Source organism: Cytophagaceae bacterium (assembly GCA_016722655.1).
Classification (GTDB): Bacteria; Bacteroidota; Bacteroidia; order Cytophagales; family Spirosomataceae; genus Leadbetterella.
In genome coordinates this window covers 1,604,316-1,627,004 of sequence record JADKIR010000004.1, presented here as the reverse complement: position 1 = coordinate 1,627,004, position 22,689 = coordinate 1,604,316, and the positions used below count along the sequence as shown (strand labels likewise).

The window sequence follows — 22,689 nt, the reverse complement described above, 5'->3', positions numbered from 1 at the left end:
TGTTTTATTACCAAATGATTATGTCCTGAAATTTTCTTAAGAATTTTAGAGTGATTATTTGTAATAAGAAAACATTTTTCTATCTTTGCAGCCCCAAATACCGCCTTCTTGGTGCTGCCCGCTCCAAAAAGGCTATGTAAGTTATAAGAAATGAGGAAGTTCCGATCCTGATTTTTGTGTTTTTTAAGCACCTTATAATTAGAAAAGAAAACATAAAAAGTCGAAAGCTATTTGGGTATGCCCGGCGAATTGTGTTTTTAAATTGATTAATTAACGTATAAAAAATTGCAATCGTGGATCAATTAAGTTATAGAACGATTTCGGCTAATGCCAAGACCGTCGAGAAAAAGTGGGTAGTAGTAGATGCCTCAAATAAAATTTTGGGTCGTTTGTCTAGTCAGGTGGCCAACATCCTGCAAGGAAAAAACAAAACATCATACACACCAAACGTTGACTGTGGAGATAACGTAATCATCATCAATGCCGAGAAGATCAGACTTACCGGTAAAAAAATGACTGATAAAGTTTATACTCGTCACACAGGTCATCCGGGTGGACAGCGTTTCGCGTCTCCTAAAGAGCTTATGGCTAAGGATGGTAGAAAAGTAGTGGAGATGGCAGTGAAAGGTATGCTTCCAAAAAACAGATTGGGCAGCAAACTTTACACCAACCTTTATGTATATGAAGGCGGTGAGCACCCTCATCAGGCTCAACAACCAACCACTCTCGAAATCAATTAATTAGAATTTTAAAAATTAAAATAAAATGCAGGTAATTAATACCGTAGGTAGAAGAAAAACAGCCGTTGCCCGTGTTTACATGAAACCTGGTACAGGTGACGTGAAGGTAAACGGTCGTGAATTGTCAAACTACTTCCCTACCGAAGTACTTCAGATTATTTTCAATCAGGCATTTGATACAGTAAATGCTACAGGAAAATTTGATTTGAAAGTAAACGTAAGAGGTGGTGGTATTGCAGGTCAGGCTGAAGCCATAAGAATGGCAATCGCACGTGCATTGTGCGAAGCAGACACTGAAAACCGCCCTCCGTTGAAAAAAGAAGGATTCTTAACCCGTGATTCGCGTATGGTTGAGCGTAAAAAATACGGTCGCCGCAAAGCACGTAAGAGATTCCAGTTCTCGAAACGTTAATATTATTAATGTGCTAATGTGGCAATGCGGTAATGTGCTAATTTTCTTGAATGAGGCACATTGCTCTAATTAACTAAAAACCAAAAGGTTGTAAATTTAATTAGCACATTAACAAATTAGCCCATTATTAATTATATCCGTCCAGACAGTACTTATCGTGCCCGATGTGCTGTGCTGCAAATTCAATAAATTTTTTTACAATTAAAACAAACGAAATGGCACAAATTCAGTACAAAGACCTCTTAGATGCAGGCGTACACTTTGGTCACCTGACCCGTAAATGGGATCCAAGAATGGCTCCTTATATCTTCATGGAGAAAAACGGGATTCACATCATTGACCTCAATCAATCATTGGAAGCCATCGCTGCCGCTCAGGCATTCGTTAAAAGCGTAGTTCGCTCAGGACGTAAAGTGATGTTTGTAGCTACCAAAAAACAAGCTCAGGAAATAGTATCAGAAGAAGCTAACCGTCTTAAAATGCCTTTCGTAACTGAAAGATGGTTGGGTGGTATGTTGACCAACTTCACTACTATCAAGAAATCATTGAAGAAGATGAACAACATCGACAAAATGCTTTCTGACGAGGCCACTGCCGGCAACATCGCAAAACGCGAAAAGTTGATGCTGGGTCGTGAAAAAGCCAAATTGGAAAAATTGTTGGGTGGTGTAGCTGACCTTTCAAGACTTCCTGCTGCCATATTTGTAGTAGATATCAAACGTGAGCACCTTGCTATAGCAGAAGCCAAAAGATTGGGTATTCCTGTTGTTGCCATGTGCGATACCAATTCAAATCCTGAAATCGTTGACTTTGCTATACCATCTAACGATGATGCTTACAAATCGATTTCATTGATTACACTTGCTATCGGTAAGGCTATCGAAGAAGGTATTCTTGAAAGAAAAACTGACAAAGAAAATGCCGCTCTTCAGGAAGAAGAAGATGCTAAAAGAGCCGTTGATACTGCCAGAGAAGTAGTAAACAGAGGTGAAGAATCTTCAGAAGGTGGTAAAAGAAAAAGAGTAAAAACTGCTGATGCAGCTCCTGAAGCTGAAGCGGCCCCGGTTGTAGAAGAAGTTGTAGTTGAAGCTGCTCCAGTAGCAGAAGAAGCCGCTCCTGAAGCTCCTGCAGCTGAAGCCTCAACAGAGGAAGCAGAAGCATAAGAAAATATTTCGCTTCGAAATAATACTTGAATAGCCCGAAGCGTCGCTTTGGGCTGTTCGTTTTAAACAAGACATAAAATTTATTTACATAAAAATAATATAAAAATGAATATTACTGCAGCTGACGTAAACAAACTACGTCAATTAACAGGAGCCGGAATGATGGATTGCAAAAAAGCCCTTACTGAAGCTGAGGGTGATTTTGAAAAAGCCGTTGAAATATTGCGTAAAGCAGGTCAGAAAGTGGCTGCCAAACGTGCAGATAATGAAACTTCGGAAGGAGTGGTATTGGTAGATGTAAGTGATAGCGGAAAAAGTGCCAAAGTATTGGCTTTTGCATGTGAAACTGAGCCGGTATCAAACGTTGAAGACTTCAAAAACCTTGCTGCTGAAATCTTGCAAGCTGGTGTAAAACACCATGCAAAAGACGCAGAGACACTTTTAGGTCTTAATCTGGAAAACGGCAAATCAGTTCAGGAAAATATCACTGAATTGGTTGGTAAAATCGGTGAGAAAATAGTAGTATCTGCTTTCCACCATGTTGAAGGCGAGCAAGTTGTGGCTTATATTCATAGCAACAAAAAAGCAGCCGGAATTGTAGCTTTCGAAAACATTGGCGGTGCTGATGTACATGATCTTGGAAAAGACGTTGCGATGCAAATCGTTGCTATGAAGCCTGTTGGTCTTGACAAAGGTGATGTTGATCCTGCTATTGTAGAAAAAGAAATCGAAATTGGTAAAGATCAGGCTCGTCAGGAAGGAAAACCTGAAGCTATGCTTGAGAAAATCGCAATGGGTAAACTGAACAAATTCTACAAAGAGCAAACATTGTTGAACCAGGAGTTTGTAAAAGATCCTTCTTTGACTATTGCTGCTTTGGTTGAGAAAACCGTAAAAGGTGCGAAAATCGCTTCATTTAAGAGAGTTGTGATTGGGTAATTCCTATCCAATAAATATTAAAAAGAGGAGCCAAAACTCCTCTTTTTTTTTATTTAAAATCAATCAAAACCCAAAATACCACCTAATTTTACAGAAAGCGATACGTTAGTTTGGGCATTGGCATTTACGGCAAGGGCTTTTAAATTTGTATCACTTGTCAACTCCAAAAGCGTATTAACTCCTAATCCCAGGCCTGTTGACTGCGGTTTTTCCACATAAATCTCATATTCTCCGGCAGGTAGAAATGCCAGCGTAAAGTTTCCTCCGCCATCGGCCACAGCACTCGATACGGCATTGGAAAATTTGATATCACTACTACCCTGCCCGTTGATTTCAGCATTTCCATTAAAAGTACCTTTCTGATAGGCATAAACGATTACTTTAGACCCAATAGCCCCGTAATTGTCAATTTTTCCTTTCAGAGTGCCTGTCTGTGCTTTTACTTCTGCTCTCACTCCCGATTTCAACTCTCCGAGTGTTACAAATGCGTAATCATTATTTTTTGACTTAATTGATTTTCTTAAATCAAAATCTACAATAATCTCTGTATTACCATTTTCGGTAACCTCAAAGTTTTTTGGCTTTAGCTCAATCTCCGTTTTGCCATTTCCCGAAAGTTCCAGTTTTTCTTTGGTGCCATTAGCCAGGGTAATGTAACTTCCGGGAGCAACACCGTTTGCGTCTGTTTCAGAATTAATCTCCAAAGTAAGCTTGGAATATTGGTCTGCAGCAACTGATTGGGTGCCCAGATTAAGCGAGTTACCATTTTGAAGAGCCAACAAGTTAACCGTTTGAGGTCCTTTAAAACCAGAAAGTGCTTTTCCGTCCACTTTAACACTGGTAATAGTCACAAATGCACCTGTCACTTCGGCCTGATCAATGGGGGCATCAGTAATAGCAACCGATAGATTTCCCTGTGGTTTGCTTGTATCGTTAATGTCACCTTTAGGCCCAAAAACGCCATTTTCGCATGAAAATAATGCAAGACTAACACACAATGTGATGATTGAATTTGATCTGTTAGCTTTCATAATTTTTCCAATTAGTGTTTAAAAATTTGTTTAAAGAACTTACCACAAAGGTTTCCTGACTGCCTTAAACTGGAGTTAATGTCAGCTTAAATCTTAATTAAAAAACAATTTTGACGAGGCATAGATAAAATGAAATAATTATAAATATTTGTTATTCAATAGTTTACAGAAAATAAACTATTAATTTATGCAGATAATTTGTCTTTTCTAACCAAGAAAATCAGTTTAAGCATCAGGTTTCCGATTATTTATTCAGATATTTAAACTTTCTTATTCCGAAAAAATGAAAAAAATACTATTTGTCATTCTTCTGTTAAATCTCAAGGTTTTTGCTCAAATCAAAGACGCACCAAAACGATCAGAAGGTGATGGTCCTTATAAAAAACTGATAATTCGGGGCGTGACCCTGATTAATTCTACAGGAGCACCACCTTTGGGGCCAATTGATATTGTGGTGGAGCAAAACCGGATTAAAGAAATCAGACAGGTGGGCTACCCAGGCGTACCCATTGATGGTAAGCGAAGGCCTAAAGTTGAAGCAGGTGACAAAGAGCTGGATTGCACAGGCATGTACCTTATGCCGGGATTTATAGATATGCACGGGCATATTGGTGGTAAGGAACAAGGCACGCCATCGGAATATGTTTTTAAACTTTGGCTGGCTCATGGCGTAACTACGGTGAGGGAACCCGGCTCGGGCAATGGTATTGACTGGACTTTGGCACACAAACAAAAAAGCCTGAACAACGAAATAGTCGCACCCAGGATTTACGCATATACATTTTTCGGTAGTGGGTCCGATAAACCCATAACCACACCTGAAGCCGCCAGAGAATGGGTAAAAAATAATGCAAATAAAGGTGCTGACGGCATCAAGTTTTTCGGAGCCGAACCCAATGTTTTCAGGGCGGCTCTGGAAGAAAACAAAAATCTGGGTTTACGGTCTGCGTGCCATCATGCCCAGCTGGAAGTAGCCCGAATGAATGTTTTAGCCACAGCCAAAGCCGGCTTAACCTCCATGGAGCATTGGTATGGGCTGCCCGAGGCACTATTTGATGACCGCACTTTGCAAAATTATCCGGCGGATTATAATTACAATAACGAACAAAACCGCTTTGAAGAAGCCGGAAAGCTCTGGAAACAAGCAGCAGCACCCGGCTCAGAAAAATGGTATAAAGTAATGGACGAGCTGCTGAAAATTGATTTCACGCTTGACCCCACATTTAATATTTATGAAGCCAACCGCGACTTTATGCGGGCACGCAGGGCTGAATGGCACGAAGACTATACACTGCCGGCTCTTTGGCGTTTTTATGGCCCAAGTCGTATTTCTCATGGCAGCTATTGGCTCAATTGGGGCACAGAGCAGGAAATTCAGTGGAAAGAAAACTATAGAATCTGGATGCGGTTTGTAAATGAATACAAAAACAAAGGTGGTAGGGTGACCACTGGCTCTGACTCGGGGTATATATATCAACTCTATGGCTTTGCCTATATCCGTGAGTTGGAATTGCTGCGAGAAGCAGGCTTTCATCCACTGGAAGTAATCAGGTCAGCAACCATCAAAGGAGCAGAGGCTTTGGGTGTTGATAAAGAAATTGGATCTGTGGAAGTAGGCAAATTGGCTGATTTTGTGATTACGGAAGAAAATCCTCTGGCAAATTTCTCTTCTCTTTACGGCACCGGGGCTATAAAGGTGACCGAAAACAATGAAGTTATAAGAGCTGGAGGCGTAAAATATACTATTAAAGACGGCATAGTTTACGATGCCAAAAAGCTCCTGGAAGATGTAAAAAACATCGTTAAAAAAGCCAAAGAGCAGGAAAAGTTTGAGATTTTGCAACCGGGGGTGAAGAAGTAGATTACTCTTTTAGACCCCAAAACTCTGACAATTATTTCATTATTAATATTTTCTGTAAGAATTGCCCATCCTCACTTTTCAAAAAATATAATCCAGACGGAATATCACTTGCGTCAAAATTTTGGCCATTTTTATAAAATTTCTCTTTTTTATAAATTTTGCCATTACTATCGAAAATATTAAAATGAAATTCCTTACCAACTTTATTGATATAAATTGAAAATGCATTTCCCATGGGGTTAGGAAAAACTATAATTTTTGGTTCTTCCTTTTCCAGTTTCTGGTCGCTATTCAGTTCCCAAATCTGTACGCCGGAAGGATTACCAGTTGCTAAAGCGTACAGTTTTCCATCATTTTCAAATATTTGTTGAGGAGAGGAGCTATTTTTACCAGAAAAAATATCTGAAAAAATTCTGGTTCCTGCCGAAGTACCATCTGAAGTCCAGATTTCAGTTCCAAAAAATGGATCTGAGTTAATAAAATATTTTTTGCCCTGAAAGCTGATAATAGGATTTTGAGTGATGTACGAATATTCACCAGTACTTTCAGAAATCACTTCTAAATTTTCATTCAAAATCAAGTTCTTTTGATTTGAATCATTTGTGAATCTTAACTAATAAATATTTCCCATTTTTTTTGATAAATATTGATTAAAACCAAACCCAGAAAGATTGAGTTTATGCCTGACAATTTTTCCCGTTTTAATATCAAAAATTAAAAATTCTGATTTATCAGAAAAAAGATAAAGTGACCCAAAATTTGACTGAATGCAATTTTCATCTAAATCCAATGGTGATAATTTCAAATCATTTTCCAAAAGATTAATTGAATAAACCTCTTTGTCAATCCTAACCAGTGCAAATGTATCATTGCTTGCAATAAGACTCGTTTCAATGGGGTATTTTGGTAAATCTATTGACTTTTTGGATTGCGTTTTCAGATTTAGAATATTAAGCTTACTTATGTTGTTTTTAACAAAAAATAGAAAATTTCCTTCAATGACTTTATAAGGCATATACTCTTTCTCAAAATTATAAACCTGAGCCGTTTGATTGACAATTATCTTATAATCAAAACTATAGTAATCTCCAATAAGTCTATAATTACTCGTTGACATCACATCAAAAAAATTATTCGGAAATGAATAGCTCACAGTCAAAGCTCCTGAGGAAGGGATAAATTGCATAATTTTCCTTCCGGCTTTATATAATACTTTATTTTTTTCAATACTTAATATTTCTGTATAGCCATCAGAAAGTTTTAAATCCTTTTTATTATCATTGGAGAAATAATTCAAGGAAGTATCAGTGGAATAAAGCACATCGTTGTTTTCAAAAATGTTTAAAACTTTGGGGTAACCGGAAAAATTTCTTAAAATATTTACATGAAGATTTTCATCAATTGACAATAATTGGGAATTACGCTGAAACCAAAATTTATCATAATATTTGCCTACCTCTGCAAAGTAATTTCCATTTCCGATATTTATTTCTGTTAATAGATTTTTCTGGTTATCGTATTCAAATCCTTTAATCTCCTGACCTATTTGAAATACTAAAAAATTTCGAAATTTATCAATCTTCCAGTCGGCATATAAGTTAAATCCATTTGAGAATACATTAGTATTAAGTAAAATATGTGGCTTATTATCTTTTATAGTTGCCAAAAAACTTGATTTATCAGGCTTTTCTACTAAAAATATAAGATCGTCAGCCACTTTAAAATGCTTTTTAATTCCAGATTCCCATTTGCTTATATTCTCATTTAAAAACGTATTTTTTGTTATGGCCGATAGGTCATATTCCACAATAGTCTCCCCTTCTTTAACCAAAAAAGAAGCCTCATTTTGGTTGATACTTCCTACATAGTTTTGAGTTTTAATATCTGATTTTACTAATTCTTTTTTTGTTAAGTCATATAATGCTAGTGGTAGAGGTGAGCTATTAGAAAATATAACAAGCTGATTACCAATATTGACCAAAGATCCTATTTGCTGTTTTCCATGGTAAGATTGAGATTTGAAAAGTGAATCAGAAATTTTATAGCTTTTAATCTTAAATTGTTCATGATCTAAAACTTTAAGAAACAAGCCATTGCTGGAAGAATTACCATAATTGAATGATAAGAAATAAACTTCGGAGCCAATCGAAAGGAAATTAGAAACTTTCTTAAAATTAGTAGGTCCTCCATCAATAGAAAGCTCTCCTCTCGTAACATAGCCGCTATCATTTAAAACCATCAATCTATCCTCAGAAATAAATGATTTACTTACAATAAAGTTAGGCTCGATGGTGTAATAATTATGGAGTTTAAATTTATACCCTACTGATATAATGTAATTCTTATCAGTGAATACTTTGAAATAAGCATTTTTAGGCTTTTCATAAAAGTTTACTTTTTTCTTAGTAATAATATTGAAAAAATTATCGCAAATCACGATTTCCTCCGGAGAGTAAAAAATCAATTGCTCATTTTCAAAGGAAAACCCATTAAATTGGACCCCTGGATTTAGTGTTTTTTCTGCCAGATTGCTACCCACAATTCCAACTGAGTAATCATCATATTTTATAAGAATCTGATTGTCATTCAGTTTTTGAATTAATTTATATTCATTTTTAAAAATTTTGAATTGGTACAAATATTTAACTTTCTCCAACAAGAATAACCTTCTATTCTTTGTAAAAAACAATTTATCTGCCAGCGAATAAACCTGATCAGTGTTGTCAGGCAATTTGATTTTTTCAAATCCAGAGTTATCAGAATTGAGTTTTAGAATGTGTCTTTGGTCTGAATCGAAAACTGAGATATATTTCGTTTTACCAGAAAAATCAAAGCTGTTTATCCACTCTTCGTTCTTCAGATTATAGAAAACTTTGAATTTATCACCTGAAATATCCTTGACCAAAATTTCATCCGCTCCTTCGGGTTTATCTGCCCAAACAAATATTTTGTTGCCAGATTTTCCCAAAATTTTGAAATCAATTGGAGACTTGCTAATGGTCTGGAAATCAGTTACCTGAGTTTGGGCAAGCAAAAATGTGGGAAGAATAAAAAACAAAATGGTGAATAATTTCTTCATTTCGGAATTTAGTTGGTTTTTGAAGTAGTAAATTTAACTTAAAATCAAATATCTTATACACCATAGAGTTATTTTGAAATAAAATCTAATATGCTCCGTGTACCCTCAGAAATAAAAGCCGACCAGTTTGAGCTATTTTTTTAAGAAGAAAATGTAAATTTGTTTAGTTTGAGGTTCTAGTTCAAAAATATGGATAGAAAAATAATTTTAGAAGGAAGGAGTTTATCCTTAAAAAGCGATCAAGAATCATTGGATTTTGATTATTGGCAAGGAAAAACAAAGAAAGAAAGGCTTGAATCTTTATTTATTTTGATAAAACAAAATGTAAATTCAGGCCAGAAAATGGATAAAACTTATACAAAAACTTTTCATATGAAATGACTTTAGAAAAGGATTTTGAAGACTTCATATCTTTACTAAATCAATTCTCTGTCGAATATTTAGTTGTGGGTGGCTATGCCATGGCTTTTCACGGCAGACCTAGATATACAGGTGATTTAGACATCTGGATTGGAATCTCTGAGTCTAATTCAGAAAAAATGTTACTAGTTTTAAGAGATTTTGGTTTTGCTTCTTTACCATTTCAAAAACAAGATTTTTTAAAAGAAAATATTATTAACCAAATTGGTTATCCTCCACTTAGAATAGACATTTTAACTTCTGTAGATGGTATTGACTTTAAGGAAGCCTATGACAATAAAGAGACCATCGCTGTTGAAGGTTTAAATATCAATTTTGTTAATTTAAAGCATTTGATTGCAAACAAAAAAGCTTCTGGAAGGCCTCAAGACAAAATTGACATTAAGAATCTCAGTAAAAAGAATTAGGCTCAAATTAAATCACCCTATTTCTAATCTCCCTAAAAAAGAAAATTCAAATTTTTTATTTTTCAGTTTTAAAAAATAATAATCCTACTTTCTATGCTCCGTGTACCCTCTGAAATAAAAGCCGACCAATTTGAGTCCCTGAAGATTCAGGAGAGCACTTTTGTGGCTTACAGGAGCAATATTTATCCTTCCAAAAACGATGTGTTTTTTGAAGAAAATGCTGTACTGTACATACTTGAAGGAGACAAGATTTTCAGTAGCTCCAATTCTGAGGTGCGGGTAAAAAAAGGCGATGTGCTTTTTGTAAAGCGGGGCTACTATCTGATGTCGGAGTCTATCAACGAATCTTATAAAAGCCTGGTGTTTTTTTTCGAAGAAAAGCTCCTCAAGGAATTTGTAAGTCAACATCTGGAAATATTTCAGACCCATACACAGCCTGCCGCAACTCAAAACTCCTGGTTGCTGGTGCTGCAATCCAATGAGGCATTCGGGAAATATATAGACTCACTCCTGCCCTATTTCAAAACCCAGAGCCGGTATCATAATCAGATTTTAAAACTAAAACTACAGGAGCTATTATTACATCTTTTGGAATTTGACAAAAATCAGCAACTCAGGCAATTGCTTTTCTCGATATATGCCGGACAAAAAGCCGATCTGGACTATATTGTGGACACATTTGCCGTAAAACCCTCAACATCAACGAGCTGGCGAGACTTTCTGGCCGAAGCCTTTCGTCGTTTAAAAGAGATTTTATTGAAAAATTTAGCCAGTCCCCAGGGAAATATATCAAAGACAAAAAACTGGAACATGCGGCTTTTATGTTGAAAAACAAGCTGGGCAATGTAGAGCAGGTTTCGGAAAGTATCGGTTATGAAAGCGTATCACATTTTATCAAAGGCTACAAGGAGAAATTTGGACAAACGCCTTTTCAGTCGGTGAAAGAGAAAGAATCATAATGCCTGTAAGAAAACGAAACTCGCAGCAGGGATAGAGCCATTGTTGGAGCTCCCACGCCAAAGCATGGAGCAACGTCCACACTAAGGCGTGGCTGGCCGCCGCCCAAATTATCAGGAATAGTTCGCAACCAGTAAAAAGATTAGAGAAATCTGCCTCCTGAAATTTTCACCAAAACACCTCATTCACGGTTTATTGCAGTTTTTTGCCGTTTAAATAAATTCACTTAAGCCTTAGTTTTATAGTTCTTAAAATTGTAATCAAAAAACAGCTCGCTATAGATATGAATTTCAATTTTAAAATAGCCGCATTGATTTTGGTTTCCTCGGTGTATGCCATGGGCCAAACCAAAGTTTCGGGATCTTCGGGTCAGGCACAGGTGCTTTCGTTGAGAGAGTGCGTGGACTATGCCCTGAAAAATAACCTGAACATGCAACAAACACAGGTGGCGGTAGAATCAGGAATGGTCACGCTGGATCAGGCTAAAATGGCCAAATATCCAACGGCCAACGGTCAATTTAACCTCAACGGCAATGCAGGTCGTAACGTGGATCCTTTTACCAACGGAATCGTAACTCAAACTATCGGAACCAATAATGTAGGGGTAGGGCTAAATATGCCTGTTTACGATGGTTTCAGGAACAAAAACACGGTAGAAAGAGCAAAATTGACGCTTGAAGCCCTGCTAATGGACGTGAATACCATGAGAAACAACGTTTCACTTCAGGTGGCCTTGGCATACCTCAATGCCCTTTCGACAGAAGACCTGATAGAAGTGGCTCAAAAACAACTGGATGTGACCAATTTTCAGTTTGAAAGAATGGAAAAATTGGTACGGTCGGGTACCGTTCCCGAAACCAATCTTTTTGACCTGGAAGCACAGCGTGCCAACGATGAGCTGAGCCTCCTCAATGCCAAAAACAATCACGAGTCGGCACTTTTGACGCTAAAACAAGCCATGAATGCTCCAACAGAAATGGTAATAAAAGCTGAAAGAATTAATGTGCCTGACCCGAATTTAATACAATATGGTGAAACTGCCAATCAGGTGTATGAAAATGCACTGGGCTACTTGCCTGAAATTAAAGCCGGAGAAATAAGAATGAAGGTTGCGGACAGGAATATTGCGATTGCCAAGAGCTTGGGGCTACCAACACTTTCTGCCTCCACAAGCTGGGGTACGGCATATTCTTCTGTTGCAAAAACTTTGACTCCAAGTGGTTCAACAAGCTCTCCAATTCCGGTTTCGGCTGAGTTTCAGGGACAAACCATCCCGTTTGTGATAAATTTTCCACAAACTACCTATACTTCGGAAAACATTAACTATTTCAAACAGTTAGGAAATAACCAAAACTTGAATGTGGGGTTATCGTTGAGAATACCGATATTTAATGGCTACAACCAGAAATACCAGACACAGGCGGCAACGATTCAGAAAAAACAAACGGATATTCAGAATCAAAGTACCAAATTGCAGATAAAACAAAACATTGATCAGGCTTATATCAATATGCTCAATGCTCAAAAGAGATTTTCGGCAACCCAGATTCAAGTCAATGCTCTCGAAAAATCATTCAAAGCGATAGAGACCCGCTATAGTGCTGGATCAAATAATTTTATGGATTATAATCTTGCTAAAACCAACCTGGATCGAGCAAAAAGCAACCTTGTGGTAGCCAAATACGATTATATTTTCAGGATAAAAGTATTGGATTTCTATCAAAACAGACCTTTGGAGCTATAAACCCTTTATAAAAACATTATTATTAATTTTTTAAGAAAACATACCAATGAACAAGAAGTCAAAAAAAATATGGTGGATACTTGGAGGTATTTTGGTTGCCCTCATACTTTTTATAATTATCGGAAAAAAAGCGGGTTGGATCAACAGTGAGAAACCCACAGAAGTAGAACTTACCAAAGTAGTGAAAGGTAATCTGACCGAAACGGTGTCGGCATCAGGTAAAATTCAACCCGAAGTTGAAGTAAAAATCACTCCTGATGTACCGGGTGAAATCATCGCTCTTTACGTGAAAGAAGGGGATTCTGTGCAAAAAGGACAGCTCTTGTTAAAAATCCAGCCTGAAAACTATGTGTCGGTTGTAGAAAGATTTAAAGCAGGTGTAAACCAGTCACAGGCTTCGGCAGAGCAATCAAAATCATCTATCGCCAGGGCGGAATCTCAGCTCTTGAGAACTCAGGTAGAATATAACCGTCAGAAAAAACTATTAGAAGAAAAAGTGATTTCTCAGTCGGAATTTGAGACTACCGAAACCAACATGAAGATTGCCAAACAGGATCTGGAAGCTGCAAAAGCCAATTATCAGGCTGCTCAATATGGCATAAAAAGCTCGCAGGCTGCATTGAAAGATGCCTCTGAAAACCTTAGAAAAACTAATATCTATGCACCGATGACAGGTATCGTGTCGAAACTGGCCGTAGAATTGGGAGAAAGGGTAGTTGGTACCTCGCAAATGGCCGGAACCGAAATGTTGAGAATAGCCAACCTCAACAACATGGAGGTAAGGGTAAATGTAAATGAAAACGATATTGTAAGGGTTGGTTTGACCGATACCGTAATAGTAGATGTGGATTCTTATGCCTCGTCGGGCAAGAAATTTAAAGGCATCGTGACCCAAATCGCCAATACGGCAAATGGTTCGGGTGGATCATTGACTGCAGCTGCCAGCAACTCGACTGAGTCGGTGACAGAGTTTGAAGTGAGAATCAAAATCCTTCCCAGCTCATACCGTGAGTTGATCGATTACAAAAAAGGCCGTAAGTATCCGTTTAAACCGGGAATGACTGCTACGGTGGAAATCGTGACTAACAATAAGGCCGGGGTGCTTTCGGTGCCTATCTCGGCTGTAACCACCCGGGTAGAAAACAAAAAATCAGATAAAGAAAAAGATGGCGACGAGGGAATGGGCTTAGGAGCAGTGGACAACGAGCCGGTGAAAAAAGAAGTGCCAAAAGAAATCGTGTTTGTCAACGACAAAGGCGTAGCTAAAAAACGTGAAGTAAAAACCGGAATCACCGATACTGGTGCAGGATCGATAGAAATTGTTTCAGGTCTAAAAGCCGGCGAAGAGATCATCTCGGGTCCTTTCCTTGAAGTATCGAAAAAACTCAAAGACGGTGACAAAGTAGCCCTCAAGAAAAAAGAAGAAAAGAAGAAAGAAGAATAAAATCTGAAAGCCTAAATACCAAAGCAGCGACCCAAAATCGCTGCTTTTTTTGTTTTCTGAATTTTTTTCTAAATTGCATAAATTATAAAAGGCACAATCAAAATATGCAGCTAACAGAATATCTCAAAAAACACATTGCAATTTCTTCTGAATTGTCACACATCATTGATCAATCATTTGAAATTCAAGAATTTGACATACATGAATATCTTCTAAAAACAGGCGAAGTCTCTGACAAAATATACTTTATTGAAAGCGGTGTAGTGAGAGAATTTTCGGACACAGAATCTGAATCTGGACCAGAATCTGAAAAAGTAATAACCTATTGGATACTTCCGGAAAATGAATGGATTTATCAGGTCGAAAGTTTTGAATTGCAAATAGCTTCACACAGCAATATCAGGGCAGAAACAAAGGTAAATGCACGCAGTATTAGTAAAGCACTGTTTGAGAAGTTAATAAGTCAAAACGCTGAATTATTCCCACACATTTTGAGTATCTACCGTAAATATCTTTTACAGCTCGAATATCGAAACCGTATGCATCAGCTTAGAAAAGTAGAGGACAGACTTATTTACCTCGACAACATGCACCCCGGTTTAAGCCAGAAAGTACCATTGTATATGATAGCCTCTTATCTCAACACCACGGCCACAAATCTCAGTCGTGTAAGAGGGAAGGCTATAAAAACCAAAAAAGAGTAGGAATAATGTAGCTACATACATTGCCATTTGTATATTTTTTTCTTGACAAATGACGATTTTTTTTCTCAAAAACCTTTCAGACCTTTGATACAACAAAGCCCCCAAAAATCCTGGCAGATACAGAGGGCTTTGAAAATTTAATTTTTAACAATTAAACACATAAAGTTATGAAAAAAATTGTATTGTCAATTGCCATTTTAACAAGTATTACTTTTTCTTGTAAAAATGATGACGAAAAACTTCCACAAAATTATATAAAAACAACTGATGACTTTTTGGTTCCAAGCACGGTTATTCCTTATAATCAAAAATCTTTAAGGGCTATAAATAATAATTCAGATTTTACACCGGAAATAAATATCATGTTAAATGATATTGCAAAAAATATCGCAGAAAATCTTGATAATGTTGAACTTAGACAACTTTTGAAATCAAATGCATTGCTTAAGAAGGATGGTGATTTCGATATTATTTTATCAAGTTTGGTAAGCGAAAATTCTAGGTTCTTGCAATTAATTTCAACTGACGATATATCATTCAGGGGAAGGCTTGAAAAATATATTCTAGCCTATCCCAAACTAAACATTTCAATTCCAATAAATATTGAAAAATGGGATGTTGAAAAGCATAAAATATTGGTTACCGCTTTGGACCACCATAACCAAGATTATTTAATTTGTTATGGAAAAGGTAAGATTAAAGCTTTAATTAATCACAATGTAAATCCAGACCAGCCAGTGATAGTAGTCGGTTTTAATGAAAGAATTGAATTAACTAACGACAAAAAAAAGAAAAACGCAAATGGGAGAGTTTATAACGTACCTACCGGTCTTGGTTTGCAACATACAACGCCAAATAGTTTTTATTTAACATGGCTTGATGTTACAGGTGAAAGTGCCTATGAAATATATTATAGCACAGGTTCAGCATTTACTTTGCTCTCTACTACCGCATCAAATACAAATTTTTTATATGTAACAAACTTAACTGCTGGCCAAAAATATTTTTTCAAAATTAGAAGTATAGTTTCAGGTGTAGCTTCAGCATGGAGTAGTTTAATTGCTTCAACTGCTTCTCCCAGAAAAGATGGAGACCCTCTAAAAGTTACAAGTATGAAATTCAATAATGATGATGCTTTAAAGGTGGTGGAAAAATGGGCCTCTGGTGCTCCAGAGATGAGATTAAGAGTTGTAGTTTCTCCAAATGGAACTACTGGAGTATCATATACAACACCAAAATTAGAACCTTCTACAAGAAATGCTATAACAGATAAATACTGGGTTTATACGGTTCCTCTTTTGACATCTTGGAGTTCAGCTAACACTGTTCTTAGGTTCAACTGGAGGGAGGAAGATTGGAATGATAATGGAACTTTCACAGTAAACGCAGGTTGGGAAGATAAATTAGGTTTGTCAACAAGTTCAGCTGGTACTATAAAAGCAGGCATAGGTTTTTCAATTGTAAGTGATCCGGGCAAGGATTTAATTGCAGACACTGATGTATTTTATTGGGACCCACTTGATACCATTTACGAATCTACAATTTTTAAATTTAAACTAAAAGAATAAAAAATTACGGGAGGGTTTAATACCCTCCCATTTAATTAAAAAAGAATCGAAATAATGATGAAAGTATTATATACCCTTTTAATAGTTTTGATTTTTAACCCTTTATTTTCTAATGGCCAGGAAAGAAATTTCCAATTTCAATTTGGCAAAACTTTCTTCACCTCTGGAGATTTATGGGGAAATGCCTTTGGATGTACTTACAACAGAAAAATTGCAAAAAACACTTATGGAGGTATTCAAATACAAAATTCCAGATCCTCAATAAAAACTGAAGAAGTAGTACCCAATTTTGTAAATAATGAAAATCAAATAAATTCAACCAAACTTGTATTGAATCTTAATCAATCTGTCTTTAAATCTAAAATAAATATCGGATTTGGTTATGGGCTGCAACTTTATCAAAAATACTCAAATGGTGGAATTAGACATTTAATAGACCCCAACGCTCCCACTAATTTGCAATATGCCATGGAGTCAGGAAGATTTAACAAAGAATCATCTGGTGTTTTCCATGGTGATTTGAATTTAAATCTTTGTACTACAGCCCACTTTTCTATATGGGGTAATTTTTCGATATATAAAAGTAAATTAAATACAGAACTGATAAGTTCTTTAAAGCTAACTTGTCCGATATTAAAAAATTGATATGGAAAAGGTTTTAAAAAATATAATTAAGCTTAAAATTAACAGTAGTTTGAAAAACCTTTTATATTTAATATTGCTTTTGAATATGTTTTCCTGTGAAAAAAAGGATCCAAAATTTATCAGAAATCTGGAAGAAACGACTTTTGATATTTCAAAAATTGTGATAAAAAATGGTGCTAAAAATGGAGCCGACTCAACCTTGATATTTAACAGATCAACCTTATATTTTGGAGAGAAATTAAGTCAAAATTTACCCAGACAAGGAGAATTATCGATTGATAACTTAAAAACTTATTTCTATTATAGTGTCAACAATACCCAATCGGAATATTCAAATGGTCAAAAATCGACCAATAATCTTTTTTTCAAATCAATTTTACCTGAATTCTATAATCCTGAAAAACAACTCAATTATCTGATTTATTTGGATGGGGAAGCACTATTAAATCAGGATAAAAATACGATGGTTGCGGGGTAGTTTTTACGGAAAACAATTCAGAAAAACTCTATACAATTAACTTATATTTTAAATAATTAGAAAATTTTATATCTCTGCAATATGAAAACAATTGCCAAATTTTTCCCATTACTAATTTTAATTTCTTCCTGCTCAAAATTAATTGAGCCGACATCGGAGCCAAATTTTATTTTCAACAACAATGAAAATATTGAAATTAAGGATTTTAAGATTTATATCGAGGATGTGAATCTCAATACCTTAAAAAGCAATGGAAGCCCGGTACTCGTTTTTGAGAACTTAAAAATGATAAATGTTAGTGAGCCAACCCCACTAAAAATCAAAGAAAATTCAAAAACTGGTGAAGGTACAATAAAGCTTATTGTTACGCTTTCAAACGACAAAGAATTAAATATTGGACTTGGAAACTTTAAAGACTATAAGATTTACACTGAATTTGTGCCTAAAAATTGGCAAACTTTGATTATTTATCTTGAAGGTGGAGCAAGTTCTCCCATTTTGAAATCAGAAATCGGGAAATATGAAGATGGAAAATTGGTAAAAAATGGGATCTGATAATTATTGCAAATTATTTCATTAGAAGAAAAGCAGCGACCCAAAATCGCTGCTTTTTTGGTTTTCAGGCATAACCTTATTTAAAATCCCTTATTTTTGAGGAAATCTTAAATATCATGAAAAAAATAATATTCATTGCTTTGATTTTGGGCCTCCGGATTGCCGCCAAAGCACAGTTCCCACAGATGCAGGCACTGACAGACCAGATCACCCAGCACGAAAAAATCTACACCAGAGCCGAAATGGCAAAAATGGTAAGTACTCTCAAGAAAGAAAACATACTCAACGACGAGGGAGAAAAGATAATAAACGGCTATCTGCTTGATGGACAACCCCTTGCGATATTTGATTCAAAAGTCACCCTGAAAGAAGAACAAAAAAGTATGCTGGATATTTATGGCGGCATACTTAAGTCGGTCGATAGCCTGCTCATGAACAAAACCGCCATGCTGGGTTTTCTGGGCTATCTCGATATGGCCAAAAACTTCGAAAAAGTAAACCTGAAAAAATCGCCTGAAAAGTTTAGGCTCAAGCCCATTTTTGGTGCGAAAATGAGCTTCGATGTAAATTTGCAATATGACCAGAACAACCCGCTCAAATACACCTACAACAATGAGAAAGTAAGGCCATATTATATCTCCACCATGAAAAGCCTGCAATCGGCCGGCTTGATTTCTGACCTGGTTTTGGCTGATGCCCTCCGTTGGCTCGAAAAAGATGAAGTGGACATTTACCGCGACTTCAACGTATTCTTCTATGCAGCAGCCCGAAATCTCTTTTATGAAAACTATGATAGTTTTAGAAAAAGCCAATTGTCAAAAATTGACTCGCTGCAATATGCCGGCTTGCTCTCCGGTCAAAATTCCAATAGCCTGAAAAGCCAGATAAAAGATTACAAGCTTTTGGAAAAAAGCCGCATTCTTGAGAAAATCCCCGGTAGTGTGATTTTGAAAAAGTCTGATTTCACGGGCCTGAGCAAGCTTGATTATTACAAAAAACTCGCAGCTGCTGTCAGCCAGTTGATTCCCGAGCTAAAGATTGATAAAATAAGCCTCAACACCATTCCTATCGATGATATTGTAAAAAAAGAAAAAATCAATCTTGATAAATTTATCCCCGGTTTCAACATCAATGACTTCATGACTTTCAGCCAGGATGACTTGCAAATCAAAATCGGGAATGATACTTACAAACGAACCTTCGAGGACTTCTCGGTAGTGAGCGACAACCCTACTTTCGGAAAATTTCTGGAGCAAATCTATAAAATCAAATCACACTTCTGGATTTCAGACCCTAATATCCAGCTATTTAACGACTACCTTTCCGACGTCGGCCATCCAAAACGTTTACTTCTGATAGGCAACGAAATGAGTCTTTTCCCTAAACCCTCATTTGAAGAAAAAGCCCTGATGCTATTAGACGAAGCCCAGTTTGAAGTCGTTAAAAACAAAATGGCCGGAATCAAAAAAATGGTAGGAAATACCGCCTATTTTGACCGCAGCAACAGTATCGAGACCCTCATGGGTGTCGCCGAAAATCTGCAAAGCATGGCTTATATTCCGGCAGGAGCTAACCTTAGGCAGTTAATTCTTGACAACCGCAGTGCCAAATCAAACAACTACAAAGACCTTTTAATCAGCAGGTCGCTCATGTCATCTTCTGATTACATAGGTCAGCTTCCGGCCATTACCGAAATCAAAGATTTGGTGGAGCTAAGAAACACTTTCGAAGCCATCAAACAAAAAGCCGGTGATAGTTTCCAACCCGAAGCCCTACATGACAATTTTGATCAGGCAGCAAAAGAAGAAGCCGGAAAACCTGTTCATATAGAATATGGATTCAAAGCCAATGGCGTCGAATATCTCGATTCGCTCACTTATGACCCCAACAGCTATATGGCTTTGGGTTTGTCGGGCTATCCGTCACAAATAATTGGAAATATCAATGCAGCCTGGGGTGACGCCGAGAAGAAAATCAGGATGTTTAAGGATGAAAAATTCCAGTCGCATCTGATAATGTTGTCACCGGAAAAAATATCTGAACTACAGGAAAAAGTAGGGTTTTATATCGAAACCGACGTACAACAAGCCGCAGTAGAAGTGGTAGAGCAGGCAGTTTCAAATATGCTCCAAAAAGACACCGTTTTGAATTTCCTTAAAACCAATGACCTCATTGCAGATTCAGATATAGAAAAAATCGAGGCATCAGGAATCGAATATTTCGAAAATGCCCAGCAGGTTTTCCAATACCTCAAAGACCACGTGGAGATTGACATCAAAGATTATGTAACAAAAACAGAAGAGGATTTTATCTCGGATATTCTAAAAAAATCAGTCGAAAAATTCCTGCCGGGTTCTGTTTTGAAAATTACAAGCATTGAAAAATCACCGGAAAACATTGATGATTTTATTGCCAAATTTAAAGTTGACGACGAGGAATACTATCAATATTTTTACAGCATTGGATTTACTTTCAGGCAAATAAAAGAGCAATCGGGTACTGAAGATATGTATTTCGAAAAAATATACTTTCCGCAGTCATTTATCAATGTACTTCGGGCCGACAAAGGCTTACCAGCCAATATTCAGCAGTATTACGACAATCAGTCAAAATACTTTTTTGCAGCTACTACCGATGATTTCAATGTAAAAATGGTAACGTATTCCGGCTCTACACCTGGCAAAAAAGAAATCCTGGATATGTTTAAAACTTTGTCAGTCAGTAAATTAATCAAAGCTAAAACAGAAGCAGAACTCAATGAAGCCGTAAAAATGTATAGGGCAAAAGCTCCTTCATATACTGCCAATGACATGTTTGACGAAGACACCCACGTCAGGGTTTTGTTTGAAAACGTCACAAATCAAAAAATACCCGAGTTTCTGTCTTTTCTCAGCGAGAATCAAATTCAGGTGCAGCAATACCTCGATAACATCGACAAGGTCAATACTACCAAAGACCTGGAACTTCAAAAAGAGAGCCCGGCTGAGAAAATCATCAGAAAAGGAAGTTTTATGATCTATGGCAAAAAAGTGGCTTTTGAAATACCTCTTCTGGGCGAAAACGGATACTATTGCGACTTTGATGAGTTTTTTGAAAAAATCATAAAACCTGTTAACACCGCCATTGGTACCCGTATCCCTAAAAAGCTCTATTTGGGTGAAGACCAGTTCCTGTATTTTATCACTCCGGACCAAAAAACTACCCTTGAAAGTCTGGGCTTGTATTTCAGATAAATGCAATGTAACCGGACTCAGATTATAATTATCATCGGGGAGTAAATTTCGTAAATTTGCACCCGAAAAACGATTCATCAAATGACCATAACCGTTATCGGGGGAGGCAGCTGGGCTACCGCTCTCATCAAAATACTTACCGACAATAACCATAAAATCAAATGGTGGCTCCGCAATACCGAGGCCATCAACCATATCAAAAAGCACCATCATAACCCCGAATACCTCAGTGGCATAGAGCTGCACCCCTCAAAGGTTAAGCCCTATCACAGCCTCAAAGATGCTCTCAAAGGCACCGAATGGGCAGTTTTGGCCATCCCGGCGGCATTTGTAGAGTCGGCGTTGGCCGAGCTCGGTCCCGAAAACTTCATGGGTAAAAAGGTCGTATCGGGGGTTAAAGGGATAGTTCCCGGAAAAAATTTACTGGTCACAGACTGGCTTTCGGCTCAATTCCAAATCGACAAAAAAAACCTTGCTGCCATCGCCGGACCATGCCACGCCGAGGAGATCGCTCTCGAAAAACAGTCATATCTCACCATTGCCTCCGAAGGCATCGACACCGCCCAAGCTTTTGCCGTCATGATGGCCAACCGCTACGTCAAAACCTCCCCTTCTACCGATATCGACGGGGTCGAATACGCCGCCGTCATGAAAAACATCGTGGCCCTTGCCTGCGGTATCACGCATGGATTGGGTGCCGGCGACAACTTCCAGGCCGTGATGGTTTCCAACGCCATGCTCGAAATCGAGCGTTTTGTGGACAAAATCTCACCGTTCCAACGCCAAATCAACGCCTCCGCCTACCTCGGCGACCTGCTCGTTACGGCTTACTCGCAGTTTAGCCGCAACCGCACCTTTGGCAACATGATAGGCCGCGGTTACTCAGTTTCCACCGCCCAAATGGAGATGAAAATGATAGCCGAGGGGTATTTTGCAACAAAAAGCATTCAGGAAATCAACAAAAACCTGGGCGTAAACATGCCCATTCTTGATTTTTCATATCAGATTTTATACAAAAAAGCCCCATTGCTCAAAGCCTTCGAGAGTCTGAAAGATAAGCTTATTTAAGGTTTGTTTTGGCGTGCCCACCAGCTGCCGGCTTATCAGCCATCAGCAGGTGGTCGGGTGTTCGCTACTCGCCTCCTCCCACGCTTGGGGCGTGGTGCGGGGGCTCAAACATGCCGCTCACCCCCTCACGTGGGCATTTTCGTCCAAGAAAAATAATATCGTTGCAAAAATTTGGCTAAAGCCAATGATAATCTTGTTTCAAATTTTTATAAATGGGCTGAAGCCCATTTCTATTGAATAT

Annotated in this window: 19 protein-coding genes and 1 pseudogene; 17 read left to right on the top strand and 3 right to left on the bottom strand. The window is 37.4% G+C overall.

The genetic code is table 11. The annotated features are described in order from the left end of the window. Positions 1-293: 293 nt before the first annotated feature. From rplM to IPP61_07470, 4 genes are all read left to right on the top strand, one after another. On the top strand, positions 294-740 hold the full coding sequence (gene rplM / locus IPP61_07485) for a 50S ribosomal protein L13 (GenBank protein MBL0325008.1): 447 nt from the start codon (positions 294-296) through the stop codon (positions 738-740). Between the two features lie 25 nt (positions 741-765). After that, complete coding sequence (rpsI, locus tag IPP61_07480; protein MBL0325007.1) at positions 766-1,152, top strand: 30S ribosomal protein S9; 387 nt, start codon at positions 766-768, stop codon at positions 1,150-1,152. Positions 1,153-1,367: 215 nt separating this feature from the next. Continuing rightward, positions 1,368-2,315: a 30S ribosomal protein S2 gene (rpsB, locus tag IPP61_07475; protein ID MBL0325006.1), complete on the top strand. Its 948-nt coding sequence runs from the start codon at positions 1,368-1,370 to the stop codon at positions 2,313-2,315. Positions 2,316-2,420: 105 nt separating this feature from the next. Beyond that, a complete protein-coding gene (locus tag IPP61_07470; GenBank protein ID MBL0325005.1) occupies positions 2,421-3,254 on the top strand; it encodes an elongation factor Ts in 834 nt (277 codons plus the stop codon). 59 nt (positions 3,255-3,313) lie between these two features. Here IPP61_07470 and IPP61_07465 read toward each other — a convergent pair whose 3' ends face one another. Beyond that, positions 3,314-4,285 (bottom strand): DUF4382 domain-containing protein, encoded by a 972-nt coding sequence (locus tag IPP61_07465; protein ID MBL0325004.1) that lies wholly within the window; start codon positions 4,283-4,285, stop codon positions 3,314-3,316. Positions 4,286-4,568: 283 nt separating this feature from the next. On the opposite strand from IPP61_07465, the gene IPP61_07460 reads away from it, so the two are divergent. After that, positions 4,569-6,146 carry an amidohydrolase family protein gene (locus IPP61_07460; protein ID MBL0325003.1) on the top strand — a complete coding sequence of 526 codons (1,578 nt, stop codon included), beginning with the start codon at positions 4,569-4,571 and terminating at the stop codon, positions 6,144-6,146. Between the two features lie 31 nt (positions 6,147-6,177). On the opposite strand, the gene IPP61_07455 is transcribed toward IPP61_07460, so the two are convergent. Together IPP61_07455 and IPP61_07450 are read right to left on the bottom strand one after the other, a co-directional pair. Continuing rightward, positions 6,178-6,720, bottom strand: a complete 543-nt coding sequence (locus IPP61_07455; GenBank protein MBL0325002.1) for a T9SS type A sorting domain-containing protein — start codon at positions 6,718-6,720, stop codon at positions 6,178-6,180. Positions 6,721-6,759: 39 nt separating this feature from the next. Continuing rightward, positions 6,760-9,225, bottom strand: coding sequence for a hypothetical protein (locus IPP61_07450; GenBank protein MBL0325001.1), 2,466 nt, complete (start codon positions 9,223-9,225; stop codon positions 6,760-6,762). 189 nt (positions 9,226-9,414) lie between these two features. Here IPP61_07450 and IPP61_07445 point away from each other — a divergent pair, with 189 nt between their 5' ends. The 12 genes and pseudogenes from IPP61_07445 (at position 9,415) to IPP61_07390 (ending at position 22,448) form a co-directional block, all read left to right on the top strand. Further along, complete coding sequence (locus IPP61_07445) at positions 9,415-9,606, top strand: hypothetical protein (protein MBL0325000.1); 192 nt, start codon at positions 9,415-9,417, stop codon at positions 9,604-9,606. Beyond that, complete coding sequence (locus tag IPP61_07440; GenBank protein ID MBL0324999.1) at positions 9,603-10,052, top strand: hypothetical protein; 450 nt, start codon at positions 9,603-9,605, stop codon at positions 10,050-10,052. The genes IPP61_07445 and IPP61_07440 overlap by 4 nt, the downstream gene beginning before the upstream one ends. 93 nt (positions 10,053-10,145) lie before the next feature. Beyond that, a pseudogene (locus IPP61_07435) lies at positions 10,146-11,011 on the top strand (helix-turn-helix transcriptional regulator). A 281-nt stretch (positions 11,012-11,292) separates the two neighbouring features. Next, a complete protein-coding gene (locus IPP61_07430) occupies positions 11,293-12,753 on the top strand; it encodes a TolC family protein (protein ID MBL0324998.1) in 1,461 nt (486 codons plus the stop codon). Positions 12,754-12,799: 46 nt separating this feature from the next. After that, positions 12,800-14,197, top strand: a complete 1,398-nt coding sequence (locus IPP61_07425) for an efflux RND transporter periplasmic adaptor subunit (GenBank protein ID MBL0324997.1) — start codon at positions 12,800-12,802, stop codon at positions 14,195-14,197. A 104-nt stretch (positions 14,198-14,301) separates the two neighbouring features. After that, positions 14,302-14,901: a Crp/Fnr family transcriptional regulator gene (locus tag IPP61_07420; protein MBL0324996.1), complete on the top strand. Its 600-nt coding sequence runs from the start codon at positions 14,302-14,304 to the stop codon at positions 14,899-14,901. 167 nt (positions 14,902-15,068) lie between these two features. Next, positions 15,069-16,469 carry a hypothetical protein gene (locus tag IPP61_07415; GenBank protein ID MBL0324995.1) on the top strand — a complete coding sequence of 467 codons (1,401 nt, stop codon included), beginning with the start codon at positions 15,069-15,071 and terminating at the stop codon, positions 16,467-16,469. 54 nt (positions 16,470-16,523) lie between these two features. Next, positions 16,524-17,114, top strand: coding sequence for a hypothetical protein (locus IPP61_07410; GenBank protein ID MBL0324994.1), 591 nt, complete (start codon positions 16,524-16,526; stop codon positions 17,112-17,114). Position 17,115: 1 nt separating this feature from the next. Continuing rightward, positions 17,116-17,592, top strand: coding sequence for a hypothetical protein (locus IPP61_07405; protein ID MBL0324993.1), 477 nt, complete (start codon positions 17,116-17,118; stop codon positions 17,590-17,592). A gap of 81 nt (positions 17,593-17,673) precedes the next feature. Next, complete coding sequence (locus IPP61_07400) at positions 17,674-18,147, top strand: hypothetical protein (GenBank protein MBL0324992.1); 474 nt, start codon at positions 17,674-17,676, stop codon at positions 18,145-18,147. 116 nt (positions 18,148-18,263) lie between these two features. Beyond that, a complete protein-coding gene (locus IPP61_07395) occupies positions 18,264-21,380 on the top strand; it encodes a hypothetical protein (protein ID MBL0324991.1) in 3,117 nt (1,038 codons plus the stop codon). A gap of 81 nt (positions 21,381-21,461) precedes the next feature. Continuing rightward, a complete protein-coding gene (locus tag IPP61_07390) occupies positions 21,462-22,448 on the top strand; it encodes an NAD(P)H-dependent glycerol-3-phosphate dehydrogenase (GenBank protein MBL0324990.1) in 987 nt (328 codons plus the stop codon). Positions 22,449-22,689 lie beyond the last annotated feature (241 nt).